Annotated in this window: 11 protein-coding genes and 4 tRNA genes; 2 read left to right on the forward strand and 13 right to left on the reverse strand. The window is 61.1% G+C overall.

The window, feature by feature from the left end; translation table 11 throughout:
- The first annotated feature begins 160 nt into the window (after positions 1–160).
- Positions 161–448, forward strand: coding sequence for a type II toxin-antitoxin system Phd/YefM family antitoxin (locus tag MA884_RS26830; RefSeq protein WP_256233329.1), 288 nt, complete (start codon positions 161–163; stop codon positions 446–448).
- A 133-nt stretch (positions 449–581) separates the two neighbouring features.
- On the opposite strand, the gene MA884_RS26835 is transcribed toward MA884_RS26830, so the two are convergent.
- Positions 582–658 (reverse strand) — tRNA-Val (locus MA884_RS26835).
- A gap of 183 nt (positions 659–841) precedes the next feature.
- Here MA884_RS26835 and MA884_RS26840 point away from each other — a divergent pair.
- Positions 842–2125 (forward strand): FAD-binding oxidoreductase, encoded by a 1284-nt coding sequence (locus MA884_RS26840; protein WP_256233330.1) that lies wholly within the window; start codon positions 842–844, stop codon positions 2123–2125.
- A 222-nt stretch (positions 2126–2347) separates the two neighbouring features.
- Here the strand turns inward: MA884_RS26840 and MA884_RS26845 are convergent.
- The 12 genes from MA884_RS26845 to truA all read right to left on the reverse strand — a co-directional run bounded on the left by MA884_RS26845 (position 2348) and on the right by truA (position 11791).
- Positions 2348–2424: transfer RNA gene (locus MA884_RS26845), tRNA-Asp, on the reverse strand.
- Between the two features lie 89 nt (positions 2425–2513).
- A tRNA-Asp gene (locus MA884_RS26850) sits at positions 2514–2590 on the reverse strand.
- Positions 2591–2648: 58 nt separating this feature from the next.
- Positions 2649–2724: transfer RNA gene (locus MA884_RS26855), tRNA-Val, on the reverse strand.
- Positions 2725–2893: 169 nt separating this feature from the next.
- The gene (locus MA884_RS26860; RefSeq protein WP_256233331.1) at positions 2894–3667 is read right to left on the reverse strand and encodes an SDR family oxidoreductase; all 774 of its coding nucleotides are present in this window, start codon (positions 3665–3667) and stop codon (positions 2894–2896) included.
- On the reverse strand, positions 3664–4875 hold the full coding sequence (locus MA884_RS26865) for an O-succinylhomoserine sulfhydrylase (RefSeq protein WP_256233332.1): 1212 nt from the start codon (positions 4873–4875) through the stop codon (positions 3664–3666). The genes MA884_RS26860 and MA884_RS26865 overlap by 4 nt, the downstream gene beginning before the upstream one ends.
- A gap of 55 nt (positions 4876–4930) precedes the next feature.
- A complete protein-coding gene (purF, locus tag MA884_RS26870) occupies positions 4931–6436 on the reverse strand; it encodes an amidophosphoribosyltransferase (protein WP_214914437.1) in 1506 nt (501 codons plus the stop codon).
- 41 nt (positions 6437–6477) lie between these two features.
- On the reverse strand, positions 6478–7038 hold the full coding sequence (locus MA884_RS26875; protein ID WP_256233333.1) for a CvpA family protein: 561 nt from the start codon (positions 7036–7038) through the stop codon (positions 6478–6480).
- Positions 7039–7137: 99 nt separating this feature from the next.
- Complete coding sequence (locus tag MA884_RS26880) at positions 7138–7806, reverse strand: SPOR domain-containing protein (protein WP_256233334.1); 669 nt, start codon at positions 7804–7806, stop codon at positions 7138–7140.
- Positions 7790–9097 (reverse strand): bifunctional tetrahydrofolate synthase/dihydrofolate synthase, encoded by a 1308-nt coding sequence (gene folC / locus MA884_RS26885; protein WP_256233335.1) that lies wholly within the window; start codon positions 9095–9097, stop codon positions 7790–7792. The genes MA884_RS26880 and folC overlap by 17 nt, the downstream gene beginning before the upstream one ends.
- Positions 9094–10014 (reverse strand): acetyl-CoA carboxylase, carboxyltransferase subunit beta, encoded by a 921-nt coding sequence (gene accD / locus MA884_RS26890; RefSeq protein WP_256233336.1) that lies wholly within the window; start codon positions 10012–10014, stop codon positions 9094–9096. The genes folC and accD overlap by 4 nt, the downstream gene beginning before the upstream one ends.
- 266 nt (positions 10015–10280) lie before the next feature.
- Positions 10281–10904: a phosphoribosylanthranilate isomerase gene (locus tag MA884_RS26895; RefSeq protein ID WP_256233337.1), complete on the reverse strand. Its 624-nt coding sequence runs from the start codon at positions 10902–10904 to the stop codon at positions 10281–10283.
- A gap of 62 nt (positions 10905–10966) precedes the next feature.
- Positions 10967–11791, reverse strand: coding sequence for a tRNA pseudouridine(38-40) synthase TruA (gene truA, locus MA884_RS26900; protein ID WP_256233351.1), 825 nt, complete (start codon positions 11789–11791; stop codon positions 10967–10969).
- Between the last annotated feature and the right edge of the window lie 231 nt (positions 11792–12022).

Consider the following 12022-nt stretch of genomic DNA (forward strand, 5'->3'; position numbering starts at 1 on the left):
AAGGGCCGAGGTCAGGAAGAATGGACACCCGAAGAAGGTTAAGTAAGTGCCATTCAAATCTGTCCCCTTTTCTGCTTTTCTGGGCCTGGCATGGAGACTCTGGGCAGCTGTCACTCCAGAATAAAAAGACCAGAATAAAGACCTATCAGGAGTCATATCCATGCAAAATATTCTGGCCGATGTGGCCGTCAGCGTATCTGAACTCAAGAAGAACCCATCTTCCGTCTTGAGCAGCGCCAATGGCTTACCTGTGGCCGTGCTGAACCACAACCGCGTTGTGGGCTACATGGTCCCGGCGAATGTCTATGAGGCGATGGTCGAGCGCCTGGACGAACTGGAACTCGTACACCTGCTCAAGGCACGTCTCGACGCCAACGAAACACCTGTTCGAGTATCTCTCGACGATCTGATTGGCGAGGCCGAAGCAGATATCGCCAATGGCCGTTGAGTAGCGAAAAAGCCCGCGCATCAGCGGGCTATCAGTGACTTCCCCTCTATAAGGTTTTCCCAAACCCCAGACGCAAAAAAGGGCCAACCTCTCGGTTGACCCTTCTAGACCGCCCAGCAGAGCGGATTTTGTTTGGTAGGCGCGATTGGACTCGAACCAACGACCCCCACCATGTCAAGGTGGTGCTCTAACCAACTGAGCTACGTGCCTGCTGTGAGGCGGCATTCTACGGAATTCCGAAGGGCTGTCAATACCTTTTTTTCACCTAACCCTATGAATATGCAAAATATTTAATTTCGCCAATGCGACGAAGATTTGGCGGTGGCTGGCGGCTGATTTTCATCTCGGGTAGGATCGGCGCATTCGTAAAAAATATAAAACAGAGGTTGCAGAATGGCGAACACACCGTATCCAGAGTCTTATTACGCCGCGTCGGCCAATCCGGTTCCAGCTCGCCCTGCCCTGCAGGATGATGTCGAAACGGATGTTTGCGTGATCGGCGCTGGTTACACCGGCCTGTCCTCTGCGCTGTTTCTGCTGGAGCACGGTTTCAAGGTCACGGTCCTTGAGGCGGCGAAGGTAGGCTTTGGCGCTTCGGGGCGCAATGGCGGGCAAATCGTTAACAGCTATAGCCGCGACATTGATGTGATCGAGCGTAGCGTTGGTCCTCAACAGGCGCAGTTGCTGGGCAACATGGCATTCGAGGGTGGGCGGATTATTCGCGAGCGGGTGGCGAAGTATCAGATTCAGTGCGACTTGAAGGACGGTGGCGTATTCGCCGCCCTTACCGCCAAACAAATGGGCCACCTGGAGTCGCAGAAGCGTTTATGGGAGCGTTTTGGGCATACGCAGTTGGAGTTGCTGGATGAGCGGCGTATTCGCGAGGTGGTGGCTTGCGAGGAGTATGTGGGCGGGATGCTCGATATGAGCGGCGGACATATTCATCCGCTGAACCTGGCCCTGGGCGAAGCGGCGGCTGTGGAGTCGCTGGGCGGGGTGATTTATGAGCAATCGCCAGCGGTGCGCATCGAGCGTGGCGCCAGCCCGGTTGTGCATACGCCACAGGGCAAGGTCAGGGCCAAGTTCATTATCGTCGCGGGTAATGCTTATCTGGGCAATTTGGTGCCGGAACTGGCAGCCAAGTCCATGCCTTGCGGTACACAGGTGATTGCTACCGAACCGCTGGGCGATGAGCTGGCTAGCAGCCTGTTGCCTCAAGATTATTGCGTTGAAGACTGCAACTACTTGCTCGATTACTACCGACTGACGGGCGACAAGCGCCTGATTTTCGGCGGCGGCGTGGTGTATGGCGCGAGGGATCCGGCGAACATTGAAGCGATCATTCGTCCGAAGATGCTCAAGGCATTCCCGCAGCTCAAGGATGTGAAGATCGATTACGCCTGGACCGGAAACTTCCTGCTGACGCTGTCGCGTCTTCCGCAGGTCGGGCGCCTGGGGGATAACATTTACTATTCCCAGGGCTGCAGCGGCCATGGCGTGACGTATACGCACCTGGCGGGCAAGGTCCTGGCCGAGGCGCTGCGTGGTCAGGCTGAGCGTTTTGATGCGTTTGCGGACCTGCCGCACTACCCTTTCCCTGGTGGCCAGTTGTTGCGTACGCCGTTCGCGGCGATGGGGGCCTGGTACTACGGGTTGCGGGATAAATTGGGGTTCTGAGAACGACAACACATCACCAAAGGGCTGCTTCGCAGCCCAACGGGGATAAATCCCCTCGCCACAAGCAAGCTTCCTCGCCACGGGCTTGTTCCAACCTTCCAGTGTCCTTATCCCGAAAACAAAAAACCCCGGTCTTTCGACCAGGGTCTTTGCTATCGACTAGAAGTAGCTTCTCAGCTTGCTTCTTAGCTTCAAGGCGTTCAGTGGGCCTCGAAGCAGATATGGCGCAGCGGACGGGACTCGAACCCGCGACCCCCGGCGTGACAGGCCGGTATTCTAACCGACTGAACTACCGCTGCGTATCGCTGTGGACTTGCATCCAGTTAACTCGTCTGATCCAACCCCTTGGGTTTGGATCTCGAACCAGGCGAACCTGCTTCGGAAAATATGGCGCAGCGGACGGGACTCGAACCCGCGACCCCCGGCGTGACAGGCCGGTATTCTAACCGACTGAACTACCGCTGCGCGTCGGTGGAGGCTTTTGACAGCTTCCGTCTTGCTTTCGCAAAACTCTCGTAAAACATGGTGGGTGATGACGGGATCGAACCGCCGACATTCTGCTTGTAAGGCAGACGCTCTCCCAGCTGAGCTAATCACCCTTTGCTTCGTTGAGGCCGCGAAATTTACGCAGGTACCGAAGCTAAGTCAATAGCAGGGTTGGATTTTTTTCAAAAACAGTTTCAAGCGGCAAGCTCCAAGCTACAAGTTAAAAGCACTGGATCCACACCGCCCTGCTTGCAGCTTAAAACTTGCCGCTTGCAGCTGCCTTCACTCATAAATCATTTTCTTCGTCATGCCGCCGTCCACCACGAACTCCTGCCCCGTGACAAAACCGGCATTGCGCGACAACAGCCACGCCACCATTGCCGCTACATCCTCCACCGTCCCTACCCTGCCTGCCGGATGCTGAGCATGATCGGCATCGGTGAGCGGCTGCGCGCGACGCTGGTACGGGTCCCGTGCGTCGATCCAGCCGGGGCTGACAGCATTGACCCGAATTTCCGGCCCTAGGCTGATCGCCAAGGCGTGGGTCAGGGCGAGCAAGCCACCCTTGCTCGCTGCGTAGGCTTCGGTGTCAGGTTCCGATTGCGCAGCGCGGGTCGAGGCCAGGTTGACGATGGCGCCATTGTGGGCACGCAGGTAAGGCGCGCAGTGCTTGGCCAGCAGCATCGGCCCACCAAGGTTCACCGCCAGGACCCGATTCCAGTAGGCCAGGTCCAGGCTTTCCAGGGTGATGTTGTGCGGGTCGGCAATGGCCGCGTTGCACACCAGCGCGTCGAGCCGGCCGAACTGGCCCAACACTTCGGCAATGCCCGTGGCGACTTGCGACTCGTCTGCCACGTCCATGGTGATGAACCAGGCGTTATCCCCCAGGGTCTTGGCGACCTTGGAGCCGCGTTCGCGGTCCAGGTCAGTCAGAACCACCTGCCAGCCCTCACAGATCAGCCAGGTGGCAATGCCCAGGCCGATACCCCGCGCGGCGCCCGTCACCAGAGCTACCCGGCCATGAGTGCCGCTGGGCGGCGTTGCCAGCTCGATCACAAGGCCGCCAACCCACGGGCCAGGTCGGCTTGCAGGTCGGCGACGTCTTCCAGACCGACCGCTACACGGATCAGGCTGTCGCGGATGCCCGCGGCTTCACGCTCCTGGGGCGCCAGGCGACCGTGGGAGGTAGTGCTCGGGTGAGTGATGGTGGTTTTGCTGTCACCCAGGTTGGCGGTGATGGAAATCAACCGGGTCGCGTCGATGAAGCGCCAGGCGCCCTCCTTGCCCCCTTTGACCTCGAAACTCACCACCGCACCGAAACCCCGCTGCTGACGCGCGGCCAGGTCATGTTGCGGATGGCTCTTGAGGCCGGCGTAGTGCACTTTCTCGATGCCGCCCTGCTGTTCCAGCCACTCGGCCAGGACCTGAGCGTTGGCGCAATGGGCTTTCATACGCAGGCCGAGGGTTTCCAGGCCTTTGAGGAAGATCCAGGCGTTGAACGGACTCAGGGTTGGCCCAGCGGTACGCAGGAAGCCCACCACTTCTTTCATCTGCTCGCCACGACCAGCCACCACGCCGCCCATGCAACGGCCCTGGCCGTCGATGAACTTGGTCGCCGAATGCACCACCACGTCGGCACCCAGCTTTAGCGGCTGTTGCAGCGCCGGTGTGCAGAAGCAGTTATCGACCACCAGCATGGCGCCCTTGGCGTGGGCGATTTCCGCCAGCGCGGCGATGTCCACCAGCTCAGCCAGGGGGTTGGACGGCGATTCGACAAATAGCAGCTTGGTGTTGGCCTTGATTGCCGCATCCCAACCGGATAACTCCGCCAGGGGCACGTAATCGACTTCCACGCCAAAGCGTTTGAAGTACTTTTCGAACAGGCTGATGGTCGAACCGAAGACGCTGCGCGACACCAGCACGTGGTCGCCAGCGCTGCAAAAGCTCATGACCACGGCCATGATCGCCGCCATGCCGGTGGCGGTAGCCACAGCCTGCTCGGCACCTTCCAGGGCGGCGATACGCTCTTCGAAAGCCCGCACGGTGGGGTTGGTGTAGCGCGAGTAGACGTTGCCCGGCACCTCGCCGGCAAACCGTGCCGCCGCATCGGCAGCGGTGCGGAACACGTAGCTGGACGTGAAGAACATCGGCTCGCCGTGCTCCGCTTCCGGCGTGCGGTGCTGACCGGCGCGGACCGCCAGGGTATCGAACGCTACGCCTTCAAGGTCGCTGTCCAGCCGACCGGCATCCCAATCCTGACTCATGCTGTCGCTCCTGTAGTCATTAAACGCAAACCGGCCCCTCAGGGCCGGTTTTCACTCAGTTGTTGTACAGATCGATGATCGCGCTGACCGCCTGGGTCTTGGCCTTGGACGCATCGTTACGAGCGTTCTCGATCTTGTTCAGGTAGGCCTCATCGACGTCACCGGTGACGTACTTGCCGTCGAATACCGCACAGTCGAACTGCTCGATCTTGATCTTGCCACCGCCAACCGCTTCGATCAGGTCCGGCAGGTCCTGGTAGATCAGCCAGTCGGCGCCGATCAGGTCGGCTACTTCCTGAGTGGTGCGATTGTGGGCGATCAGCTCGTGGGCGCTCGGCATGTCGATGCCGTAGACGTTCGGATAACGCACCGCCGGGGCCGCCGAGCAGAAGTACACGTTCTTCGCACCAGCTTCGCGGGCCATCTGGATGATCTGCTTGCACGTGGTCCCGCGCACAATGGAGTCGTCCACCAGCATCACGTTCTTGCCGCGAAATTCCAGCTCGATGGCGTTGAGCTTCTGGCGTACCGATTTTTTCCGCGCGGCCTGGCCGGGCATGATGAAAGTACGGCCGATGTAGCGGTTCTTCACGAAGCCTTCGCGGAACTTGACGCCGAGGTGGTTCGCCAGCTCCAGGGCTGCGGTGCGGCTGGTGTCCGGGATCGGGATGACCACGTCGATATCGTGTTCCGGCCGCTCGCGCAGGATCTTGTCGGCCAGTTTCTCGCCCATGCGCAGGCGGGCCTTATAGACCGAGATGCCATCGATGATCGAGTCCGGGCGCGCCAGGTAGACGTGCTCGAAGATGCACGGGGTCAGGCTCGGATTGGTCGCGCACTGGCGGGTGAACAACTTGCCGTCTTCGGTGATATAGACCGCTTCGCCCGGCGCCAGGTCGCGAATCAGGGTGAAACCCAGCACGTCCAGGGACACGCTTTCGGAGGCGATCATGTACTCGACGCCTTCGTCGGTGTGACGCTGGCCGAACACGATCGGGCGGATGCCATGGGGATCGCGGAAACCAACGATGCCGTAGCCGGTGATCATCGCCACGACCGAGTAGCCGCCGACGCAACGGTTATGCACGTCGGTCACAGCGGCGAACACGTCTTCTTCGGTAGGCTGCAGCTTGCCGCGCTGGGCCAGCTCATGAGCGAAGACGTTGAGCATCACTTCCGAGTCGGAGTTGGTATTGACGTGGCGCAGGTCCGATTCGTAGATCTCCTTGGCCAACTGCTCGACGTTGGTCAGGTTGCCGTTGTGCGCCAGCGTGATGCCGTACGGCGAGTTGACGTAGAACGGCTGGGCTTCGGCCGAAGTCGAGCTGCCCGCTGTCGGGTAACGCACATGGCCAATGCCCATATGGCCGACCAGGCGCTGCATGTGACGCTGGTGGAACACGTCACGCACCAGCCCATTGTCCTTGCGCAGGAATAACCGGCCGTCATGGCTGGTCACGATACCGGCAGCGTCCTGGCCGCGGTGCTGGAGCACGGTTAGCGCGTCATACAGCGCCTGATTGACGTTCGACTTACCGACGATACCGACGATGCCACACATGCGACACAACCCCTACTTAATGGATCTGAACTGAACAACACTCACTGCGGCGTTTTGGCCATCGGCAAGAGTTGTTCCTTGAACGGTATTTCAGCGGGTACGCTGATACCGCTGGCAAGCCACTGACTGCTCCAACCCAGGATCAGGTTCTTGGACCAGTCTGCGACCAATAGAAATTGTGGCACGAGCCGGGACTCCTGCCACCACGTATCCTGCTGTACCGGCCCCAGGCTCAATAGCCCGACCGCCACGACCACCAGCAACGCGCCACGCGCCGCGCCGAAGGCCATGCCCAGGAACCGGTCCGTCCCGGAAAGCCCGGTGACGCGAATCAGTTCGCCGATCAGATAGTTGATCATTGCGCCGACCAGCAAGGTGGCGATAAACAAGATGGCACAACCCGCGATCACGCGGGCCGATGGAGTTTCGATGTATCCGGAGAGGTACTGGGACAACGAACCACCAAACATCCAGGCTACGACTCCCGCGATGATCCAGGTCAGCAGCGAGAGGGCTTCCTTGACGAAGCCGCGGCTCAGACTGATCAATGCAGAGATGGCGACGATTGCAACGATCGCCCAGTCAACCCAGGTAAATGGCACGGTGCAGCCTACAGACGGATAAGGCGGCGCATTTTAGCAGAGGCCAGGGCTATCGGTAAGCTGCGATTGTCAGTGTGATTCAAATCAGGCAAATCGCCGTTAACCGCGCTCAGGCTGGAAACGCACCACAAAACCCTTGAGGTTCTGCTGGCGACTGAGCAGGTCCCGCAGCCGGTCGGCCTCGGCACGCTCGATCAGCGGCCCCACAAACACGCGATTCTTGCCATCGGCGGTGCGGATATAAGCGTTGTAGCCCTGGCTGCGCAGGGTTTTCTGTAATTTCTCGGCCCCTTCACGATTGCTCAGGCTGGCCAATTGAACGGACCAACTGACCGACAGACCGTTGGCGTCCACGCGGCTTTGCGTGGTGTCCGGCTTGGCCGGGGCCGCGGTAATCGGCTGGGTCGGCGCTGGCTTGACCACCGGCGCTGCCGGAGCCGGAGCGACTGCCGGCTTGCTCGGAGCCGGCGCGACCGTGGCGGGCGCCGCCGGTGCAGGTTCAATCGGCATGGAAGGCGCAGGTTGCTCGGCCAGCTCCTCGTCGCTCGGAACGGGCTCTTGGGGTAGCGCTTCCGGCTCAGGCACCGCCACCGGGTCGACCTGCACGGGCGCAATCGACGGCGCCTGGGGAGCGGTCGGCGCTTCGACCGTCACTTGGCGCTGTTCATCCTGTCGGGAAAACAGCATTGGCAGGAAAATCACCGCCAAGGCCACCAATACCAGGGCCCCCACCATGCGCTGCTTGTACGCCTTATCCAGCAATGCCATCTGCAGCTTCCTCCGTGGAGCGCCGGGCCAGCCATTGAAGGGCCTCGGCAACACAAAAAAATGATCCGAACAGCAGGATCTCATCGTCGCCCGTCGCCAGGGCGCACTGCCCTTCCAGCGCCGCGGCCACGCTGTCATAAGTCTCTACGCTAGCCCCGCGACGCTGCAAGGCTTCCCGTAGTTCGGCAGCCGGGCGCGAGCGCAGTGAATCCAGCGGCGCTACCGCCCAATGCTGGACACTAGCACCCAACGCATCGACAACGCCATCCAGATCCTTGTCGGACAGCAACCCGAACACCGCCAGGCGGCGCCCGGCTACCGGCCGCCGTGCCAGGCGCTCGGCCAGGTACTGCGCCGCATGAGGGTTATGGCCGACATCAAGCAGCAGGTTCAGGCGCTTGCCGTGCCAATCGAACTGGCGGCGATCAAGACGACCGACGACACCGGTCGCTTGCAACGCTTCAACGATTTGCCCGGCGTGCCACGGCAGGCCCAACAACAGATAAGCCTGGAGCGCCAGCGCGGCGTTTTCCATTGGCAGGTCCAGGAGCGGCAAATCGCGCAACTCCACCGGGTTGCCCTGAGCATCACTGCCACGCCATTGCCAATGCTGCTCAGTCATTGCCAGGTCAAAATCGCGCCCGCGCAGAAAGAACGGGCAGCCCAACTCGCGGACTTTGTCCAGCAACGGCTGAGGGGGATTGAGGTCGCCACAGAGCGCAGGCGCGCCCGGACGGAAGATACCGGCCTTCTCGAAGGCCACGGACTCACGGGTGTCACCCAGGTAATCGGCATGGTCCACACCGATACTGGTGACCAGCGCAACGTCCGCATCCACCAGGTTGACAGCATCGAGCCGGCCACCCAGGCCAACTTCAAGCACAACAGCATCAAGACCGGCACCCGCGAACAGCCAGAACGCCGCCAGGGTGCCCATCTCGAAATAGGTAAGGGAGATCTCGCCTCGCCCGGCTTCCACCGCTGCAAAGGCTTCGCACAGCTGGGCGTCAGAGGCTTCGACGCCGTTGATCTGCACCCGCTCGTTGTAACGCAGCAGGTGCGGCGAACTGTAGACACCAACGTTCAGCCCCTGGGCCCGCAGCAGCGAGGCCACGAAGGCGCAGGTTGAACCCTTGCCATTGGTGCCGGTAACGGTGATGACCCGGGGCGCCGGTTTGGCCAGTCCCATGCGGGACGCTACCGCTTGCGAGCGCTCCAACCCCATGTCGATGGCCGATGGATGCAACTGCTCGAGGTAGGCAAGCCAATCGCCCAGGGTACGTTGGGTCATATGTTCGCAGGCACCGGTGGAACCACGATCGGCTCAATGGGGGCGGCGACAAATTTCGGCGTCGGCAGGCCAGTCAGTTGCGCCAACAGGTTGCCCAGGCGAGGACGCAATTCCTGGCGATGGATGATCATGTCGATGGCGCCGTGTTCCAGCAGGAACTCGCTGCGCTGGAAGCCTTCCGGCAGTTTTTCACGCACGGTTTGCTCGATGACGCGCGGGCCGGCAAAACCGATCAAGGCCTTTGGCTCGCCGACGATTACATCACCCAGCATCGCCAGGCTGGCGGAGACGCCGCCATAGACCGGGTCGGTCAGCACCGAGATGAACGGAATGCCTTCTTCACGCAGGCGCGCCAGTACCGCGGAGGTCTTGGCCATTTGCATCAGGGAGATCAGCGCTTCCTGCATACGTGCACCGCCGGACGCGGCAAAGCAGATCATTGGGCAACGGTTTTCCAGGGCATGGTTGGCGGCACGCACGAAGCGCTCACCGACGATTGCACCCATGGAGCCGCCCATGAAGGAGAACTCGAAGGCCGAAACCACCACCGGCATACCCAGCAGGGTGCCGCTCATGGACACCAGGGCGTCTTTTTCGCCGGTCTGCTTCTGGGCCGCGGTCAGGCGATCCTTGTATTTCTTGCCGTCGCGGAATTTCAGGCGATCTACTGGCTCCAGGTCGGCCCCCAGCTCAACACGGCCTTCGGCGTCCAGGAAGATGTCGATACGGGCACGCGCGCCGATGCGCATGTGGTGGTTGCACTTGGGGCAAACGTCCAGGGTCTTTTCCAGTTCGGGGCGATACAGCACCGCTTCGCAGGATGGACATTTGTGCCACAGACCTTCAGGCACCGAGCTTTTTTTCACCTCGGAACGCATGATCGAAGGGATCAGTTTGTCTACCAACCAGTTGCTCATGCTTTCTTTCTCCAGTACCGGTGACCCGAACGCTCTGGTTCGCGGTCCCGCGTATGCCCTTGAGCTAAATTCATTGTGCGGCGAGGGTCGAGGGACCACCACGGTCAGCGCGAAACATGACCTGCGTACAGCCCAACCTTCCTCAGCCATCCCGGCAACCGCTGCACCGCGGTTGCCACTACGCTATCGGCCCACCCGGAGGCGGTGCCTGCCTGCTTTGTACAGTGCTGGTATGGACGGCGGCAGTCTGCCAGCCGTCACATTGACTACTGGCTGCTGCGTACAGCGGCCATGAACGCACGAATCCTGACCGGATCCTTGATGCCCTTGCTCTGCTCTACCCCACCGCTGACATCTACCGCATAAGGGCGAACCTGACGGATGGCTTCGGCCACGTTTTGCGCCGTCAACCCACCAGCGAGGATAATCGGTTTGCTCAGGCCCTGGGGCACCAGCGACCAATCGAATGCTTCGCCGGTCCCACCGGGAACGCCTTCCACATAGGTGTCCAGCAGAATGCCACTGGCACTGGCAAAGGTCTCGCAACGGGCCGCGATGTCATCACCGGCCTTGACCCGCAACGCCTTGATGTACGGACGATGCCAGCCCTCGCAATCAGCCGGTTCCTCGTCGCCGTGAAACTGCAACAAGGCCAGCGGCACCGCGTCGAGTATCTCGCCCAACTCGCAACGACTGGCGTTGACGAACAGGCCGACGGGGGTCACGAACGGCGGCAGAACCCGGATGATCGCCCGCGCCTGTTGCACCGTCACCGCCCGCGGGCTCTTGGCATAAAACACCAGCCCGATGGCGTCGGCCCCGGCCTCCACCGCCGCCAGAGCGTCCTCGACGCGGGTGATCCCGCAAATCTTGCTGCGAACGGCCGGCATGTCGTCAAAACCTCAGGCAAATCCGTGAAAGTCCCGGATGGTAGCAAATGCTGCGCAGGGCGTCAGCCGTCGAGTTCCGAGAAGCCCGTGAGGAAATGTGGCCCGATGTAACGCTGCGGCAGCTCGAACTCATCGTGGTATTCGACCTGCACCAGGTACAGGCCAAACGGGTGCGCCGTCACGCCACCGGAACGACGGATGCGGCTTTCGAGCACTTCCTTGATCCACTCCACCGGCCGCTCACCGGCACCGATGGTCATCAGCACGCCCGCGATGTTGCGCACCATGTGATGCAGGAAGGCGCTGGCGCGGATGTCGAGCACGATCATTTTGCCGTGACGGGTCACACGCAGGTGATGCAGCTCCTTGATCGGTGACTTGGCCTGGCACTGGCCGGCGCGAAACGCGCTGAAATCATGGACACCGACCAGGTACTGCGCGGCCTCGGCCATGCGCTCGACGTCCAGTGGACGGTGGTTCCAGGTAATTTCTTCGTTCAGATGCGCGGGGCGGATCTGGTCGTTGTAGATCACATAGCGATAACGCCGGGCGATCGCCTTGAAGCGAGCATGGAAATGCGCCGGCATTGCCTTGGCCCAACTGACACTGACGTCGTGGGGCAAGTTGATGTTGGCCCCCATGACCCAGGCCTTCATCGACCGCTCGACCTGGGTGTCGAAATGCACCACCTGGCCGCAGGCGTGTACGCCAGCATCGGTACGGCCGGCGCAATGCAGCGACACGGGCGAATCGGCGACTTTGGACAGTGCGTTTTCGAGGGTTTCCTGCACCGTCACCACACCGGAGGCCTGACGCTGCCAGCCGCGATAGCGCGAGCCTTTGTATTCAACGCCCAGGGCGATCCGGAAAAAGCCGTCGGCCGCCATTTCGGCGGCCGGGTTGTCTATGTTTGCCAAGGAATTACAGCCTGCTGAGGTACGCAAAGGCGGGCATTATAAGGCCGGCGGGGCGGGATGCCAGTCCAACCGGTAGCCATGTGTTGATCGTACTGGTGCCATCGCGAGCAAGCTCGGCTCCCACGGGGGTTCTTGGGTGTTCATGAAACCTACGCTCACCACAAATCCCTGTGGGAGCGAGCCTGCTCGCGATAGCGGTGG

This window comes from Pseudomonas sp. Q11 (assembly GCF_024494355.1).
GTDB lineage: Bacteria > Pseudomonadota > Gammaproteobacteria > Pseudomonadales > Pseudomonadaceae > Aquipseudomonas > Aquipseudomonas hefeiensis.

Excerpts from the sequence above, each read along its gene's own strand:
- truA (WP_256233351.1), bottom strand. The coding sequence starts at position 11,791 with ATGGCGGCCGACGGCTTTTTCCGGATCGCCCTGGGCGTTGAATACAAA.
- MA884_RS26840 (WP_256233330.1), top strand. The coding sequence starts at position 842 with ATGGCGAACACACCGTATCCAGAGTCTTATTACGCCGCGTCGGCCAAT.
- MA884_RS26865 (WP_256233332.1), bottom strand. The coding sequence starts at position 4,875 with ATGAGTCAGGATTGGGATGCCGGTCGGCTGGACAGCGACCTTGAAGGC.
- purF (WP_214914437.1), bottom strand. The coding sequence starts at position 6,436 with ATGTGTGGCATCGTCGGTATCGTCGGTAAGTCGAACGTCAATCAGGCG.
- MA884_RS26880 (WP_256233334.1), bottom strand. The coding sequence starts at position 7,806 with ATGGCATTGCTGGATAAGGCGTACAAGCAGCGCATGGTGGGGGCCCTG.
- folC (WP_256233335.1), bottom strand. The coding sequence starts at position 9,097 with ATGACCCAACGTACCCTGGGCGATTGGCTTGCCTACCTCGAGCAGTTG.
- accD (WP_256233336.1), bottom strand. The coding sequence starts at position 10,014 with ATGAGCAACTGGTTGGTAGACAAACTGATCCCTTCGATCATGCGTTCC.
- MA884_RS26895 (WP_256233337.1), bottom strand. The coding sequence starts at position 10,904 with ATGCCGGCCGTTCGCAGCAAGATTTGCGGGATCACCCGCGTCGAGGAC.
- MA884_RS26830 (WP_256233329.1), top strand. The coding sequence starts at position 161 with ATGCAAAATATTCTGGCCGATGTGGCCGTCAGCGTATCTGAACTCAAG.